The following is a 17,503-nucleotide window of genomic DNA, read 5'->3' as shown; positions in this document are numbered from 1 at the left end:
CATTAGAGCTGCTGATGGTGTAGCTGTAACTGGCCCCCGCTTCCGCGTTGCTAAAGCTGAATGACGCCGCCGTTTTCTCCGCATTCGAGTACAACGTATCGCCAAACGTCACGCTGTGGCCCGTCGGCGTCTGTGTATCAACACTGATGCTCTGTTGCGGGGCCGCCGTGTTGTGATTACCCGCCTCATCGGTAAAGGTATTAGCCGCCACGTTGATGGTCGCCGTGCTGGTCGTATTAGCGGTTGGGGTAAAGGTCGCCGTGTAGCTGGTGCCGCTGCCGGTAAAGCCCGACAAGCTGCCACCCGTTACCCCAATGTCACCGACCGTGAAGTCACTGCTGCTTTCCGACAAGGTGAAGGTCAACGTCGCGGTTTCCCCCACTTTCAGCGCTGATTTGTCGCTGCTAATGCCAATGCTTGGCGAAACGGTATCTACCGTAATCGCCAAACTTGCGCTATCAGCGGTATTGCCGGCGGTATCAAAAGCGCGCGCTGTAATTGTGTGGTCACCTGCGGTCAGTGCTGAGCTTGCAGTAATGCTCCAGACGCCACCGCTGACAACAGCGCTGCCGATGGTGCCATCGACATTGGAAACGAGAGTAACGGTGTCACCGGTGGTACCTGTTCCTGTAAAGGTTGGCGTGCTGTCTTTTGTCAGGTTATCTGTGTTAGAGGTACCCGTGTCGCTGCTCGCCGCGAGATCTGGAGTACTTGGCGCGGATGGCGCCGTGGTGTCAATCGTTACACTCAGCGAACCAGAACTGCTGCTGACGTTATTTGCCGAATCCGTCGCTTTGGCGGTGATTACATGCGTCACTCCCGCCGCTAATTCGTCGGTCGTGATCTGCCAGTTGCCATCAGTTGCGGTTGCGGAACCTATGGAAGTAGCGCCACCGCCGACTTGGTCGCTATACAAGGTAACGGTCGCGCCACTTTCCGCAGTACCACTAAAGGTTGGCGTTGTGTCATTAGTAATGTTGTCGGTATTAGATGCACCTGTATCAGAGGCGGCATCAAGATCCGGTGTTGACGGCGCGTCCGGCGCCACGTTGTCCACCACGGTAATGGTGAAGGACTCTTGGAAAGTGGTGGTACCGTCATCGCTTTGCACGCAAATGCTGTAACTTCCGGGCGTCAGTGCCGTTTTACTTTGCAAGGTACTACCTGTGAATTGGAAACTGTCGTTGCCCGTGCTGGCGCTACAGGTTCCATTTGTACTGCTGCTTGCCGCAACCAAGCTGTAGGTGTGAGAGTCTGCACTGTCCACATCGGTGGTACTCGCGGTCGCAACTGTAGCAGCGCTTCCTGTTGCTGACTGGTTCACCGAAGTCGCTGAAAGCGAAATATCCGTTGGTGCGTCATTTTGCGCCGTTATGTTGACCACGGCCTGATTGATGCCAGTGCTGTTGGCCGTTCCATCATTAAACGTAAAGTCCAGAGTGACACTGGTAGCGGGATCTTCTGAGCTGTTCTGGTAGAAAATCGCCTGCAATACTGAATCAACAATCGCTGATGTTGCGTTGCTATTAAAGCGCAAAACAAGCGTTCCGTTTGAATTAGTGGTCACCGTACCCACAGTCGTATCGTTGTACGTAAAGCTGCTGCCTTGAGCGAGCGCACCGAGTAGCCCACCATTAGTAAAGATGTCTTGGCTATTCGCTCCGCCGTTTCGCGCAATGGTTAGTGTGGCGTCGTTGTAGTTACCCAAGCCGCTATTGAGTGCATCTAGCTCGGTATCCGCGACAGTTGCGTTGTCATCAATAGCAACAGCACTGCCATTTTCGGTAAAGGTATTACCGCCATTGAGGCCGCTAAACGTTGGTGCATCATTCGGTGTAATAAAGGTGATTAAGGTATCGCTACCGCTGTCTGCAACCGTGAAATCTAAAGAAGCCGCTGGGCTATTCGAAAGTGAGATCGCCACTTCAACGCCAGAGAAATCGGTACCGTTGGTATCGATTTGCAGAACATTGCTGCCATTAAAACGCACATTACTCTTACTGAGCCCGGTCACACCAGTTAGCGTGATAGTATCGCCGACGCTCAAATCCGTAATGGTGTCGCCTGAGAGATTTGACGCACTGCCGACAAAATTATCATTGCCAGCATTGCCTGTCATTGAATCTGTGCCACCGCCCGGTCTGATGGTATCCACCGCACTGCCACCGACAAAAGTATCGGCACCATTAAAGTCGGTTGCGGAGATAACCAAGGCATCGCCGCTCAGGGCGCTGGCATTCAAACTGATATTACCTACAATCGCACTGCCACTGGCGTTTGTTACGGTTACGGGATTGCCGTTTGAATCAAAATTATCAGTCAGCGTTATTGTGAAGTTATTGTTGGTACCAATAGCGAGGTTTTCAATTTCAGATACGCTAGTGGTTGAAAAGTCGAAGGTACCGCCATCCATTAACTTGAGCGTTTCTGAGCCGCTGGATCCGCTCATTGCTGTGCTAAAGTCACTGACGTTGGCCGCATCGATAGCCACGGTTGCACCACTGGCTAAGCTCAGCGTACCGATATTAAGGAACGAACCCGAAGAGAGATCGGCTCCTGTTGATGCAAGCACGGTATCTCCCACACCCGAATCACCCGTCAGCGTTCCTGAGTAACCACTGCCCTGAACATTAAACGTGACAGCATCCGTACTTGAATCTGCGGTGACACTGGTCGTCGCATTGCTGATTGTCACAGTCCGAGTGTTATTGCTTGCATCACCCAGACTATAATTCTCAACGTCAAACAAGGTGGTGATATCACCATCTCCAGTGATGGAAATCGTTTCACTTCCCGTCGCGGTCACTGTACCAGAAAACGCTTGATGCTGAGCGGCGGTCACGGTCACGCTTGCACCACTTGCTAGAGTTAAATTGTTAACGCTATTTAACGTACCACCAGCGATATTCGCTCCGTTTGAAAGTGAGAGTGTATCAGCCACACTACTTTCACCAGAAAGTGTGCCCGTCAGGGTCAGAGAACCAGCGTCAAATGTGATTGCATCGGTTCCCGAGGTTGCGGAAACCGATGCCCCTCCAGTAGCAAGAGTAATAGTTCTGGTGTTAGTTGTTTCATCCCCAACAACAAAACTTTCCACATTGGCTAAGGTCGTGAAATTGCCATCACCTGTAATCGAGATTGTCTCTGACCCAGCCGCTGTGATCGTTCCTGCAAACTTTGAAGGCTGATTGGCTTTCATGGTCACAGAAGCATTGTCCGCCAAAGTCAGATTTTCAAAGTTAACTATCGTGGCACCAGAGATATCAGCACCACTGGAGAGACTCAGTGTATCTATACCACTGGCAGGGTTTAGCACACCAGTGAGTGTTGAACTGCCGGCAACAATGGTGTCATTGCCGCTACTACCGGTAATATTTTGACTACCACTGGATAAGGTGACGGTATTCGCCGCGCCTAACACATAGGTTTCAATACTGCTTGCCGCAGTAAAACCATCGGTTACGGTCGAAATTGTAATTTGTTCTGTGCCTGCACCACTGATCGCACTGAAACTATCGTGCTGCGCTTCTGTTATCGTGACCGATGCGCCACTGTCTAATGAAAGGGTTTCGAATGCACTTACCGTAGCACCTGCAATATTCGCCTCATTTGCCAACTCTAAAGTATCGCTATTGGTGCTGCCGGTTAATGTGCCAGAAGCAGTTACTGCACCAGTCTTAACCGTAATAGCACTACTGCCACCCGTCACATTTTGCGCTGCATCACCTAAAGTGAAAGTCAACGCGGCATTAAGTACATACGTTTCAATATTGGCATCACCCGACAGCACGCCATCACCGTCTGCACTGCTAATGGTAAATTGGTTGGTTCCGGTCCCATTGATGGTGGTAAAACTCTCATGCTGCGCTTCCGTTAAGGTGAGCGAACCATCGTTATCTGGCGTCAACGTTTCAAAGTTGGTTAGAGAGGTGAGAGTCGACAAATCGGTGCCAGTTGTTACAACAAGTGTATCCGTGCCTGCACCGCCATCGGCGGTAGAACCTGCCGCGTGCGCACTGTTCGATATCGTCAGCGTTTCATCATCGTCACCAAAGCTAATGGCAGGCGATAAGTTGGTGCCGTTAGTGGTATTAAAACCAGCCGCACTTGATGAGGCAGCGGTGACATTGCTGACACTGATGGTGGACGTACGGCTAACACTGCTGTTCGTCCCATCGCTAATCACCACAGTCACGGCTCTCGCCGTTTGATTTGGCGTGCTGGACGTATTGTTGTAGGTGATGGCTTGGAGGAAAGTAGCGACTTGCGCAGCGGTGGCGGTGGCCCCCGTGATGCTGATGGTATCTTGCAAGGTAATGTCTGACGCCCCCGAAATACCATCGAGTGCATTTTGCGCCGCCGCAGTTACATTCAACCCTTCCGCTGCACCGTCTTGGTCATTGGTCAAAGTCACTGTGATGGTTTTGATGGTATCACTGTCTGCGTCGGTCACGGCTGCATTGGGCGCAATGCTAACCGCGCCACTGCCCTCGGGAAACGAAGCAGTGGTGTCGTTACCACCACTGCCTTGTAAATCCACCACTGGCTTACTGTTTACGGCGGTTGAATTAATGCTACTTTCTACAGCACTCCCTGTAGCGTTAGCATTTTGCGGTGTTACCTCAAAGCTGATGAATTTACCTTCTTGACTCGAGGTTAACGTGAAAGTTTGTGACGTTGCACCGCTTATAGCGGCTTTATTTGAGCCACCACTGGTATCCGATGCATACCACTGAAACGATGTACCGCTTTCTGTGTCGCCATCACTGTCGCTGTAGCTGTAAGAGCCAGTTAAAACTTGCCCAACAGCCAGCGTACCACTAAAGCTCACATGGCTTGCTGTAGGTGCACTATCAGGCGCCGTTACCGCAGTCGAGTTAATTGCGCTTGATACTGCAGTGCCCGTCGCTTTGCTATTTTTGGGTGTAACTTCAAAACTGATAAATTTACCAACTTGGCTAGCGGTAAGCGTAAAGGTTTGTGACGTTGCGCCGCTAATCGCTGCTTTGTTTGAGCCACCACTGGTGTCAGAGGCGTACCATTTAAATGTTGTACCGCTTTCTGTGTCGCTATCACTATCGCTATAGCTGTAGGAGCCAGTCAGCGTTTGGCCAACTTGCAAGTTACCACTAAACGTGACGTTGCTCGCTGTGGGCGCATGGTCGGTCTGAGGAAAGCAATCATCGTTGGTATTACAAGCATCACCGTCATAATTGCCACCATAACAAGAACCGGCCCCCGGCTGACAATAAGTACTTGCCGCCGCATTGGCCTTCCCCGCCGCTTTTGCGCCACCAACAAACTGAGATTGTGGGCTTTGGCTAGGAGAAATACTCGCCAACTGCCCTTTGGCTTGTTTAAGCAAGCGGCTGCCTTGATTAAATCGTTTGGCTGATCGCAGGAATGCATCCAGATCGAATTCCGACCTTTGTACACTGTGCGAATCGGCCTGCTGCACAACGGCACTCGGCTCATTCAACTCTTGAGTGTCTGTTATTGCAGCCACGACGTTGGGTGAGGCAAAGGCCATTCCGCCAGCCACTGCCAACGAAAGCAATGAAGGCGCCATGTGAGAACTAGGCGAGGAAACTTTTCCTTCGGCAGGCGTTGAGCGACCAAACAGCTGCGTTATCGCGCTAGCAAGCGGGGAGACACGAAACGATTTTGACATAATCAGTCCTGTAAATTTTTGAGTTGATGATCTCAACTTTCTAAGCTAGCCAACCTGTATTTTCGTGTAACCGCAGAGAGACAGCGGCCACACGCTTTACGTTTGCACTGACATAGGGCGAGAATATTAAAGATACATACATACTGTAACACTGATGCAATTACGCCCCACTGATTGCATAACATTAATATTACAAATGTTACATCGATCAAAAATAATTAAAAAAGATACACTTCACTGACTTCTTCGGCATCCCAAGCGAAAATGTGTGGACTTACACTCTCCGCCAGCAGATCGACATCGTAAATTTGCGCCACTTCCTCACTAAATTGCATGCGCGCTACCATTTCACCACTACGCAGATCCACGGCGACAATACCGCCCCAGGTTTCCTCTTGCTTTTGCAAAATAGGCATATCCGTATTGCGCTTGCTGCCATCTTTTGCGGGGCGCAGCCGAGAAAGCCCCATCAGAGCGAGATCCCCCACACACTTTAGCCCGCGGGTGAAACCGGGGTATTCGCCCACACAAGTGATGTTCAACTCGTCTTTGCTTGCTGCGTAAGGATTCTCAATGCACCACAGTCGGCCCGCACCGGATTCACAGAAATACAACTTTCCTTGGTGGAAACGGGGAGAGTGAGGAAGGCTTAACCCATCGCATAAAATGAGGTTATCTGCTGTACGAATAATCACGCCTTGGTGACTTAACTCGCTTTTCCATGAGTAAGCTGCATCACTACTTGTAAAACAACTGACGAATTCAGGCTGGCCGTTAACTACAGCCATGCCATTCAAGTGACATCGATCCTCGGGTGTCAGTTCGGAGATAAAAGGTGGTTGCCAGAGCGGTTTAAAACTGCGCTCTGGGTGAGTGGTAGCGATGCAACTGAAGCTGCTATTGACAAAAACTAACCCTTGCTCGGTGTACGCCATATCGTGCGTATTGAGAAACCCCGTCACCGTGGAACTGCAAGGCACAAAGAACACGTCTTTTTCCTTGTTCAACGTTTCCAGTACTTTGTGCTGATGCGGATTCTCAAGACGTTGGTAGTGCAACAGTTGCCCATAAGCGGCAAAGGTCAGTTTATTCTGCTCAGGATTTATGGCGATCCCTAACAAACGGGGAACGTAAACGGAGCTGACGTGGATATTTTCTCCGTCTGAGCTGCTTAAAAGCAAGAGGCTATTTGCCGAATAGGAGCTTACAATGAGGCTCGAATTGAGCGCTTGAAGGAGTGGAGCGAAACGCTCGCAGTACGTCACCTCAAATTCTTTAGCTTCTTCTGAGTCGGATATCTGTGCATCACTTTGGTATTCGCGATTCTCTGCCATTCGGCGGTCCTTTCCTTTGTTATTCTGTTGTGTTGACTTCACGTCTGACGACTAATGTCGGTGGATACCAAATCATTTTTTCGTGCGGTAATTCCATTTTATAGGTTCTAAAACCCAGCTTGAGGTATAGCTGCTTTGCCGCCAGATTTAACTGTTGAACGGAGAGGACCATCGGTACCCGAAGCTGATTGGAAGAGTACATAAATGACCGTACTACTGCCTCTCCAAGACCATGACCTCTCGCCTTTTGTAGAAAAGCGATGTCAACTAAGTGGACATGGTTGTCTGTAAAGTCCAGCACTGCTCGGCCGACGGATTCACTATGGTACTCAATGATAAAATAGAGTGCGTTGGGAAATTGCTCCCCATAACCTTGATTCATCGCTCGAAACTGCATGTCGATAAGCGATTCTACAAAGTCACGTTCTGCATCAATGAGGCGTAAATCGCTACGCTTTTCATTATGTAAAACTTCTAAGAATGGATTGTCATTCGCTCTTGCGGGTCGGACGTGCAAACCCGCAGGTAAGTTTAACTGATGTAAATTCAAAGCACTTCTCCCTATGCTATTGATCAACGGTTGTTTTCTTTATTTCTGCTTCTACTTCCTTCAGCAAATTGGTGACGTTAAGCTCTGGGGTAGAAAAGCGGATCAACAAATGCTTTATATCCTGAGCGGTAAAAGTTGGCCCAATGCTCAGCAATGTCGCTACTACACCACTTACGGCAATGCTGGCCGCAGACGTCCCGCTGTAAGAAATCGTTCGACCTTGCTGCTTAATCAGATAGGGTACCGGCATTGTAACACCAATATGTTGGCTTTTTGCAGGCCACATCGTCCCTGAACTTGCCGCATTGATCACTATCAGCTCTGGCTCTGCGGCGAAGCTAAATGAGTTGTCAATCGGAAAGCTGGTGTTACCTGCTGCTGCAACGACCACGGTTCCTTTACCTTCTCTGCCATATTTAGTCAGCAGTGTTACCGCATCAGAGACAACTTGCGGAGTAAAACGCAGTGTCCAAGGGCAGGCAACCACATCCGCTTTGGCGGAGCTGGCCAATTGCAGCGCAAAAGCCACCTCAGAACCCCAGTTAACACTCCTCTCAATTAATATCGGTGTAGCAAATGGAGCCAAGCCTAACGAATCACGGCCATTTCCCCATAGTAAAGACAAACTCGCGTTGCCATGATAGGGGTCATTAAACACTGTCCTTGAGGCGGATTGTTTGTCCCTAGCAGTGTCAAGTAGATGCGTATCATAATTTAGTAATATATCGGATAGATTGAGCGCGCTGTCTGTAATATCAAATGCGCTATCAATCACAGCGACTCTAATGCCCTTACCTGCTAAGGGTGGCCAATCTTCAAGTTGTAATGCTTGACGAACAAAGTGTTTGGGCTCAGCGAAAGGGACGGAATTTGTGCGATGTTGCAACGTGGCTCCATCACGCTGAAGAAAATCGGGTTCTGCGAGTAAAATGCCCGATTTTGTCGGCAGAGTATTGGCCAGGCTTACTACTTCATTCGGGCCCGGCAGCTTAACTAAGCTCCACATAACCCCATCAGGCAGAACCACCAACGGCATCACAGGATAGCCATTGAGCTCATCCAAGCTCGCCAACTCAACGCTGCTTAAATGCTTAACAAGCAGCCTATCCTCAATTCTCAAAACAAACTCGCCCAATTTGGCATGGGTATATTCAGGAGCCCCAGAGGTCACTGCTGCCAAGGATAGCGTAACCCCTCGGTTGTGGTACTGCACCGTCATCTCGTTTGGCCATGCAGCGGCCATATGAGGTATAAAAAGCCAAAGGCCGAAAACCATCCGAGACACTATTCTTACTACTGCTAACATACTTCGTCTCAAAAATGCACCATTACACTTATGTTTCTCCGTACCAATATAACGGTTCTGGGAGTCGCGACAAACCGAAAACAGGATAACCCCGACCAATCAATAACAGTGGGGCTATCCGCGATTTTGTTGCTTTAATTAGAAACAACCTCAATTTCTTGATGGGAACACACCGTCAATGCAGATGAAAAAGTTTATCGCTAAAAAAGGCTGACGATTCTCATGGGCAACACTGCCACCTGCAACACCCAACACATTCCCATTCATGGGGTAATTAGGTTCTATTGATGTACTGTAGCGATCAATGCTAGTCCCATTGCCGTCCCTCAAGATTGATGGCACTGCCCCTGTGGGATCGGATGTCACCGTCGCTGACGACTTTCCTCTCAATTGATGTGTATGACTGGGCATCTGCGAGTCAGTTAATGTCACTTCTGTAAGACCACCGATTTGAGTAAGTGTTCTCGGTGTCAAACCGGGCGCAGATCCTTGTGAGATGGGCGATCGACCACGAAGATCAGGTACTGCCATCGTATTTTGCCCCGGAGACCCTCCATATAAATTGCCTATAACAGCATATAACGCCTGATTTTGAGAAATTAACATCGTCTGCCCATTACAATAGGCCCATCCTACAGGCGAGAACGTATAGGGTAACATCATAATTTCGCCAAAAAATGCTTCACTCATCGTTAACTCCTCAGTTAATTTCTTGTGGGGTAAGCACCTGCAGTGCAGATAATAAAGTTCAGAGCTAAGAATGGTGACATATTATAGTGCGCACCGTTGCCTCCTGCTTCTTGAATGGCGCTGCTCTTCATCGACGCCAAACCATCTGCATTTTGCACGGCCACATATTGATTGGCGGAGGCTAAGGCCTGTCCATAGGGGAGTGTGCTATCGGCCTCAACAGTAGAAACATTGAAGCTATGGGTATGCCCGGGGATTTGATTTTCCGTTAATGTGACGGCTTCAGTGCCAAATACTTGCCCTAAAACACGAGGAGTCAAACCTGGACCACTGCCAGATCCAACGGCGACACGCCCTCGTAAATCCGGCAAACCAAAACTACTTCGACCATCTCCTCCAAAATAGCTACCAATCAAAGAAAATAAAGCTTCATTGCCAGCAACAGAGAGAAGAGTTCCACTGCAATAGGCCCAGTTCTGAGGAGCATAATTACCAGCAAATAAGGTAATTTCTGACATAAATCGAGTTGACATGTGACTTTCCTTAATTACGTTGTGGATACAGGCCCTTTAAAGCAATGCAGAAATGAATAACGGTGCTGGGCTGAACGTTATTGTGCGGCAACCCCACGTTGTTACTGCTAGGTGCATCGCCTATCGTCAGTGAATTTAATGGCGCAGTCGTGCTCTCCAGATCGCCATAAGCAGGCAAGGCATTACCAGCAACACCCGCAAAAATGGTCGGTTTGGAACCATTAGGCGAATTGGGGCGAAATGCATCTCCCTCTGCTGAGGTCACTCCGACCAAGTGGATGTGGATAGGCAATTGCGGCAAGGTGAGTGAGACGGTTTCCACTCCGCCCTGCTGACCTTGGAGTAGCGTAGGTGAAGATTGAACTGGCATCCTTCCTCTTAAATCAGGCAAATTAAAATAGGTCGTACTATTTCCACCAAATGTAGTGTTAAGTAGTGAATAGAGAGCGGGATTCTGAGTTATTGTAATTTGGCTACCATCACAAAACGCGTAGTCTTTAGGCGCAAAATTACACGCAAACATCTGAATATTACCAAGATACGGTTCCATTGTTCTTCCTTATTGCTCTGATTGAGGTTGAATCCGGCGCGAGAAAATTATTTCTAATTCTTCGTGAGAGTTCGGTGATACAAATAATTGTGCAGTGCCCAGTTCTGGGTGACTGAACTCGTAGATACCTTGATTAAACATCACATCGTCATTTTGGTGTTTTAAATAAAGTGCAAAAGCATCCCACTTATCACCATGAGTAGCCGTGCGCGCTACATCCAATATTTCCACCTCGACCTCAGTATCATCCACTCGGGTTCGCAATGTTTGCCCAAGCAATGTACTCAATGTTTCAAAATTGTATTTCTCCATTAGATGACCCTTTATTGACTACAAACATACTTACAATCGGCAAGTGAGTTATCTCAATGCCGTTAATCGATACCCCGGCGTTTGGCTGACGTGGTAATTGAGTTGCCATTGACAGAGATCAGGCTTTGCCAAATGTGCCTGTTGCTCTGATGAAAAAGGGAGGTGAAATGGCAGATTTAAACTGCAGTCATATCCTCTCAACCAGTGTTCCCCGTAGACTTGAATCTCAGTACAGATTTCAATAGCTTGATGGTTCGTTTCGAATGGCCACTGAACAATGACATCTAACGCCGTTTTATCCCCTTGGTTGAAAAGCTCCGTAGCTTGCTTATCCAACCGAGAACAGATATCGAGGGGAGTTCTTTTTCCCTGTTGATCAACAACATTTAGGTGCATTTCAACCGTTTGTGGTATCAGGGCACCCTCTTCTTTAAGCAACAAAACGAGATTGGAAAACACCGAGACTTGCGGTTCAGTATCGAGCGCCGCTTTCATCGTTTCCGAAACGAGCAGGTCAAAACGTTGCTCAGAAGTCCAATCAGTTGCGTCGCTGCAGACATAGTTTTCAACTCTGTCTTGCAAACCAAAAGCACTGACCAATGAACCTAGTTTTTCGAGTGAAGTGGAATGGATATCGAGCATAGTGACTTGAAGCTGTTTGGCCGAGTAGAGGCTCATCAAGGGTAGAAGTAATGTCGCAAAAGGGCCCGTTCCTGCGTATAGAACGGATACAGTACGGCCCTCTTTTTGCCTCTCTTCAATCGCTTGATATATCCCTTGAAGGAACGCCGCCGTGCGAGCAAACTCTTCACCACATTTTGCCGCCACCAGCATCGACACCGCTTTTCCATGATTGGTCATCGTAAAGTGGTCATCAACAAACATGGTCGGGTTGAGATCCAACTCAACCAGATTAGCGAAACTGGTCACCAGCTCTCTTACAGGTTGTCGCAATGTGTAGCGTGCTTGTGGCGCGCAATACACGATTTGCTTGGTCAACTGCGACAACCATGCTTGCCGTTCAGCTAATGTGTCATCACACAAATTACGATGCTCAGGCAAACCTAACGCGTTCCTAAGCCAATCATTGGCTAGGCAGTCAATCACCAAGTGAACACGGGGAATTTCCCCACGGTGATACACCGCGTGCTCACAATCAGCGTTCAAGTACCACAGCTCACCAGGTGCCATATGCACTGATTCACCATTCACTATAAACTCCACATCGGGCTCTGAAGTCAGAGATAAATGCAAGCGCGCCTGCCCATTTGAGAAGCAAAGCCCCCTATCACGATGTGGGTGGATCACCGCGCCGGGCATCAGACGCATAAGCCGAATTGAGAGGAGTGGGCAGCAAAGCTGAGAGAGAAAAACTTCCAGCTCCGGAAACACTTTCATTGCAGGGTAATTGACGTAGTCTCCTTCGCCTTGCGACTCTTCCAGAGCAAATGACTGCAAAATGGGCGAGCTTTCACTGTATTTTGCCAATCCGCGCAACGGGTAAACTTGCCACCCACCTTCATAGCAAGCCCGATTGACGTGACTGACCCAGTCAGACTCGTTCAGTGCGCCTAACGTTTTTTGTATCTGAGCCAGCGGGAGGAAATCGTCCCGCAAGCGATAGTAGTCTCTATCCACACCGACCAACCATTAAAAGTCATCATGCATAAAAACTTAGCTCATAGTTAGACATGCGCAATGAATTGCTCTGCGAATGAGCAACTTTTTTAATATGTGCAACCTTTCTCACATTTGAAGCAAGATCATAATTTTGGGCTCATTGGCTACAAACAAAAAACCTGCCTTGCTCGGGGGGAAGCAAGGCAGGTTTTTTTCGGGGTAGATGATTTGTCTATCAAAAAATGTTCATTTCGACCTATTCATCCCGCGAGCTCGCCATCGACTCGCAAAGTCAACTTCAGCTTTTACTCAGATGTTGTTGGAAGAATGAGGTCATTTTGTCAAATGGGATCACATCCATCTGGTCGTACAGATCGGTGTGGTTGGCTCCCGGGATAATCATCAGCTCTTTTGGCTCTGCAGCCGCTTCGAAAGCGGTTTCACTGAAATAACGAGAGTGCGCCTTCTCACCATGAATAAACAGCACCGGACAAACGCTACTCTCTGCTTCTCTTCAAAGCGCTCCCTAAAATCAGGTTTAAGAATCTGGCTAGAGTGTTTGACCTCGAAGAATGTTGATTGCTCATTATGACCTATTGCTAAAAAGTCAGGAGTATATCGGCACTTGCGGTTATTGAACTGATAGTGGAAGCCAAAAGGTTGAGAGGTAAAACTCTTGATGTTTGGGTTGTATTCGAGGTGAAAACAGAAATCGAATTCCAAAATGGAAAGAGTGCGAACAACAGCATCATCATTCTTCAAGATCATGAACTTGCAGATGTTGTGTACGTGAGATGATTTCTTAGCTTGGTCAAACATAGCCAAGTGATTTTTGTTGTAAACCGACAAAAAAAATAGACTGTGAAAACTTATGGTGCAAATATGAAGAAAGCCTGCAATTTATGCGAACATATATTGCAGGCTTCACATTGTGATGCTTGCAACATAAGTCTTCATAACGAGAACTAGCTTTCAAGTAGTTGCGAAGAAATTTGCAGCCTAAGTTCGCATAAGATTGCATCAAAAGTCTGCATATTTGAGTAGGTATCGAAATATTAAGTTGTAAAGTTACTACATCATAATCAATGACCGTAGATAATCGTGGGTATTGGAAATCCATAAGCATACGTTTAACAAGGTTTTAGACATGATCGTGTTAGAACAATTGCACTAACACGATCATAACAGATTAGTAAAAGTATTCTGAAGCTTTAAGCACTTGCATCGCAGGGGCAATTTATTCAACGTTAATGTCATTCCGTCATCTTATTGGAAATAAGATACTATAGTTGAACACTTGGACAGTTTATATTCTAACCTCTGCTTAACTGTGCTAACTTAGCTCAAATTACTTGTTTAAGCTAAGTATCGGTCTGTTTCTATTTGCTTTCCTAAATAGAGCTTTATCCGTCCAACTTTCTGGAATAATTCCCTGTGATACAGCACTTTCATTTGCTTTCATAAAACTAGGCCAGCTAGAGTTTAAATGCTTGAAATCGCCTATTTTAGAACGAAATACTTTTTCTAAATGCTCTACACGTTCAGGCTCTGTTGTCATATAACCAATAGGTACACTCACACCACTATCTGCATTTGGTTGTCCATGGTACTGGACGAGAGCAAATATACCAGGAACAACTAGCAGTTCGATCCTATCGTGTTCAATTGGTGTCGAGAACCCATATGGAAATATATTTCGCAAATGACTTCGAACATTCCAATGCTCGCCTTGGTGCACTAGTGAAATTTTTGAATTCTCGCTTTTGGTTTCTAAAACTTTTTTTAGTTCCTGCACAAATTTATCCAAATCCTCTGAATTAGCCCCCCAAAAAGGTACATTTGCGGGTATCCAAAGAGCTTTAAGATCTGTTATATCCTCATGAAGACGAAGAGCTTTTCTAATCCACTCTATTGCTTCTCGTCGATTTTCATATAGATAGATAGGACCAAAAACTCCTCGTGTATTTGGAGAGCCATAGCCAGTCTTCTTCTCCTCTCGAGCAAACATCCACTCCGAGTAATCTATTTGATAGCCTTTTGTGAATCGTTTTAGTACATCATCTTTTGCTAGCTGGCAGTATGTTTCCGCATCGGAACCGCTTTCATTAATGTAATTAGAACCAAGGAAATCTGCTATGTGTGACTCTAGTTCACTGCTCAATGGTCGTGTTTGATTAGAGCCTAATCTTTCGACTGAACGTATCCATTGTTTGGGTTCACCTTGCGCGTATTGATATGTGAATTCTATATCAACAGGTAACTGTAGTAAGTCACTGGGGCTGCCGCCCATAACTTTATATAACTGAGTTCGCTGCCTTTCATGCTCATTATGTCGACTTATTTCTAAGTAGCTTCTAAATTGCCTACCAAACTCTTCGATGATTATGTCCATTCCTAAGTCTTTTGAGCTCTCTGGCATTGGTAATTCGGGTAGTCCAAACATCAAACGACCCAAGCGCTGTTCTTTGCGCACAGTTAAGGCAAACGCATCAAATACAACGTGCTCTGTTTGCTCGTTGTACTTTACTAGCATCGGTGCTCCTTCACCCTGTCCGGCTTGACTCAGCAATAATGGACTCGGCATTAGGTAGCCTTGACTATCCAATGTGGCTAATCTCTTATCTTCGAGAGAGTTAAGTAGTTCCTCTTCTTCTCTTTCTGATAGCCCAAAGAATTCTCTAAGTTCAAAAGGTGACATACGTTCGAAGAGGACTAGCAGCCTACAGGCAAATAACTCTATAGCAGGTATAGGTTTTTCTTCTGTCCAAGCTACATTCATAATGTATTTTCGAGCAGGGATTAGTATTGTTATTTTATTACCCAAGCGCGTTTTAGTATCAGTAGAATGGGTGATCATGCAGGCTCCGCTTCCTTATTGAATTCTTGAGTTGTAATCAACTGGTAATGGCTATTATCTTTGTGGGCATTTCCCGCAATATATTCGTATACTGCCCCAAGCGCAGAATCGTTATTATCTTTACGCCACATTCGGCTAGCGCCTAAAATAACTAGTCTTTCTTGAGCTCGAGAAATAGCCACGTTAATTCTTGGTCCGTCTCGTAGGAATCCTTCAATCGCTTTTTGATTGTCCCTAACTAAACTTAGAATAATGATTTTGTTTTCTTGCCCTTGATATGAATCTACGGTATCAATTCTTATTAAATCTCTTAATGGTCCCATCCACTCAGCTTGGTTTAGTTGAGTTTCAATTTCGTATTTCTGTGCCCTGTACATAGTAATAATGCCTATTGGGTGAGGATGCTCCGTGGTAACTGTTTGTCGTAATTTATCAACCGCGCCAGAATCTACTAATGAACGAAGGGAGCGTAGTAATAGGTCTATTTCACGTTGATTGGTAAACCCTGGGTTCGCCTCTTTCTCTCCTTGTTCTGATGTAGTATCAATCCAACTAACTCCTTTGTTCCAAGGCGATGGTAACTCATTATACCAAGACTTAGCTGGTGGGCGTCCTGTGTGCAATTTACCAATATCATTTGCATAGAAGCAGGCAGAGACGAGGTCCCCAATAGGTTCAATCATTCGATATTGAGTATCTAATGTGACCCCATCACAAGCTTCAAAAGCTTTCTCAAAATCAGATTCTAGAAAGGCTTCTTGGCTAACTTCAAGCAATTTACTGGCGTGTTTGATATGGCCATTTTGATAGAATGGAGGTAGCTGCTTGTGATCACCAACTAATAGAATTCGTTTCGCACTTTGCATAGCTACCATCAACTCGCTAGCTTGAGCACGACCTGCTTCATCAACTATAACCCAGTCAAATTGAGTATGTTCAAGTTCGAGACTACGACGACCTACACCGACAAGAGTTCCACAAGCTAATTGCTTTGTTTTTAGCATAAAGCGCTCATAACCCGCTTCACCAGAACGCAACACATCCAGCCACTCTTGACTTAGAGTGAGTAATCGGTGAAGGCGATCTACTTTCGCTGGGTTGTTCACACCATGACTTTGAGCCAAAATATGAAGTACTTTATCCAGCAATAGAGAGCTTTCTATTGGCATATCTCCGACGATGCTATCGAATTGCTTTCGTACAATAGTGTCTATGATATGCAGAGTTTGGTCTCTGTTACTCATCAGAACAGCTAGACGTTCTGCATTTGCATCATTAGTTTCACCGCCAACTCTTATTAGTTTCTCTCGCTCTCTTTCATATTGACCCAATTGAACTAGAAGAGGGGCCAGAGATCTATGTAAGCGTGTAGCTTCTTGAACAAGTTCATGAGGCAATTGTAACCTTGCAGATAATGCACTCACTCGCATGTCATATTCTCGATGAAATTTATGACGGATTTTCTGCTGTAAGGCTCTAGTGTGAGTAGGTAACATGCGATCATCAATTAATGACTCACTACCAATCCTGATGGTATCCAACTGTAGTCCCTTGTCAGCGCAAAGCTCACGTGCCTTTATTGCCACGTTATCCACCGCAGAATGCTGCTGTCCTACAAGGAGGATATTGTTAGCTCCCGCGTGTTCAAACAGATAGTGAATGAACTTGCTGACAAAAGTTGTTTTCCCTGTTCCTGGCGGTCCTTGTAAAACACCAACAGGCCCTTGACCCACCAAAAACTGAAAAGCTTCAAGTTGTTTATTGTTCGCCTCTTGACCTGGAACATCATATAGCTCACGTAGCCTCTGGACACTAGGTCTTTCAGTCATTTCATATAGCTCAGGCTTTTGTCTAACATCGAAATATGTAGCAAGGTTGGGCAAAACTGACTTCTTACTTATTACCCGATTTAATGCTTTGAGTCTTAAGTCTCGAGAAGACCTGCTGCGTATTGTAAGCGCATCATAAACCCCGCATTCTAATCGTCTAGCCCGAATAATAAGATCAAACCTCCAACCCAAAGGAGATTTGAAATGGCCAAACGACGCACTAACCAAGAATGGCGAACCCTGTTCGAACA

At 46.6% G+C, this 17,503-nt stretch carries 12 protein-coding genes and 1 pseudogene; all 13 read right to left on the bottom strand.

Going from position 1 to position 17,503, the window contains the following annotated elements; translation table 11 throughout:
• The coding region (locus UF06_RS23015; RefSeq protein ID WP_226972521.1) for an Ig-like domain-containing protein at nt 1-5,671 on the bottom strand (5,671 nt) is incomplete at its 3' end.
• A 218-nt stretch (nt 5,672-5,889) separates the two neighbouring features.
• Nucleotides 5,890-7,005 (bottom strand): TIGR03032 family protein, encoded by a 1,116-nt coding sequence (locus tag UF06_RS23010; RefSeq protein ID WP_052702621.1) that lies wholly within the window; start codon nt 7,003-7,005, stop codon nt 5,890-5,892.
• Between the two features lie 19 nt (nt 7,006-7,024).
• Nucleotides 7,025-7,555: a GNAT family N-acetyltransferase gene (locus tag UF06_RS23005; RefSeq protein ID WP_045572538.1), complete on the bottom strand. Its 531-nt coding sequence runs from the start codon at nt 7,553-7,555 to the stop codon at nt 7,025-7,027.
• A 16-nt stretch (nt 7,556-7,571) separates the two neighbouring features.
• Nucleotides 7,572-8,774 carry a S8 family serine peptidase gene (locus UF06_RS23000; protein ID WP_171816783.1) on the bottom strand — a complete coding sequence of 401 codons (1,203 nt, stop codon included), beginning with the start codon at nt 8,772-8,774 and terminating at the stop codon, nt 7,572-7,574.
• Between the two features lie 237 nt (nt 8,775-9,011).
• Complete coding sequence (locus tag UF06_RS22995) at nt 9,012-9,551, bottom strand: tail fiber protein (RefSeq protein ID WP_045572534.1); 540 nt, start codon at nt 9,549-9,551, stop codon at nt 9,012-9,014.
• Between the two features lie 14 nt (nt 9,552-9,565).
• Nucleotides 9,566-10,084 carry a tail fiber protein gene (locus UF06_RS22990; protein ID WP_045572533.1) on the bottom strand — a complete coding sequence of 173 codons (519 nt, stop codon included), beginning with the start codon at nt 10,082-10,084 and terminating at the stop codon, nt 9,566-9,568.
• Nucleotides 10,085-10,094: 10 nt separating this feature from the next.
• On the bottom strand, nt 10,095-10,454 hold the full coding sequence (locus tag UF06_RS22985) for a hypothetical protein (RefSeq protein ID WP_242402055.1): 360 nt from the start codon (nt 10,452-10,454) through the stop codon (nt 10,095-10,097).
• Between the two features lie 189 nt (nt 10,455-10,643).
• Nucleotides 10,644-10,946 (bottom strand): hypothetical protein, encoded by a 303-nt coding sequence (locus tag UF06_RS22980; protein WP_045572531.1) that lies wholly within the window; start codon nt 10,944-10,946, stop codon nt 10,644-10,646.
• A 48-nt stretch (nt 10,947-10,994) separates the two neighbouring features.
• Nucleotides 10,995-12,584 carry an aspartyl/asparaginyl beta-hydroxylase domain-containing protein gene (locus tag UF06_RS23280; RefSeq protein WP_171816782.1) on the bottom strand — a complete coding sequence of 530 codons (1,590 nt, stop codon included), beginning with the start codon at nt 12,582-12,584 and terminating at the stop codon, nt 10,995-10,997.
• A 280-nt stretch (nt 12,585-12,864) separates the two neighbouring features.
• Nucleotides 12,865-13,053 carry an alpha/beta hydrolase gene (locus tag UF06_RS26645; protein WP_045572530.1) on the bottom strand — a complete coding sequence of 63 codons (189 nt, stop codon included), beginning with the start codon at nt 13,051-13,053 and terminating at the stop codon, nt 12,865-12,867.
• Nucleotides 13,054-13,061: 8 nt separating this feature from the next.
• Nucleotides 13,062-13,385, bottom strand: a pseudogene (locus UF06_RS25340) (Tn7 transposase TnsA N-terminal domain-containing protein); the annotation flags it as partial.
• 529 nt (nt 13,386-13,914) lie between these two features.
• Complete coding sequence (locus tag UF06_RS22960) at nt 13,915-15,423, bottom strand: hypothetical protein (protein ID WP_045572529.1); 1,509 nt, start codon at nt 15,421-15,423, stop codon at nt 13,915-13,917.
• A partial coding sequence (locus UF06_RS22955; protein WP_171816781.1) for an AAA domain-containing protein occupies nt 15,420-17,503 on the bottom strand: 2,084 nt, incomplete at its 5' end. The genes UF06_RS22955 and UF06_RS22960, both read right to left, overlap by 4 nt.

It is taken from the genome of Vibrio sp. S234-5 (assembly GCF_000960595.1).
Classification (GTDB): domain Bacteria; phylum Pseudomonadota; class Gammaproteobacteria; order Enterobacterales; family Vibrionaceae; genus Vibrio.
Note: the sequence above shows the minus strand (reverse complement) of the source record. Positions and strands in the feature narration are given on the sequence as shown.

What these genes read in the sequence shown, in the direction of transcription:
- UF06_RS23010 (WP_052702621.1), bottom strand. Translation starts at nt 7,005, where the DNA reads ATGGCAGAGAATCGCGAATACCAAAGTGATGCACAGATATCCGACTCA.
- UF06_RS23000 (WP_171816783.1), bottom strand. Translation starts at nt 8,774, where the DNA reads ATGACGGTGCAGTACCACAACCGAGGGGTTACGCTATCCTTGGCAGCA.
- UF06_RS22995 (WP_045572534.1), bottom strand. Translation starts at nt 9,551, where the DNA reads ATGAGTGAAGCATTTTTTGGCGAAATTATGATGTTACCCTATACGTTC.
- UF06_RS22990 (WP_045572533.1), bottom strand. Translation starts at nt 10,084, where the DNA reads ATGTCAACTCGATTTATGTCAGAAATTACCTTATTTGCTGGTAATTAT.
- UF06_RS22985 (WP_242402055.1), bottom strand. Translation starts at nt 10,454, where the DNA reads ATGCCAGTTCAATCTTCACCTACGCTACTCCAAGGTCAGCAGGGCGGA.
- UF06_RS22980 (WP_045572531.1), bottom strand. Translation starts at nt 10,946, where the DNA reads ATGGAGAAATACAATTTTGAAACATTGAGTACATTGCTTGGGCAAACA.
- UF06_RS22960 (WP_045572529.1), bottom strand. Translation starts at nt 15,423, where the DNA reads ATGATCACCCATTCTACTGATACTAAAACGCGCTTGGGTAATAAAATA.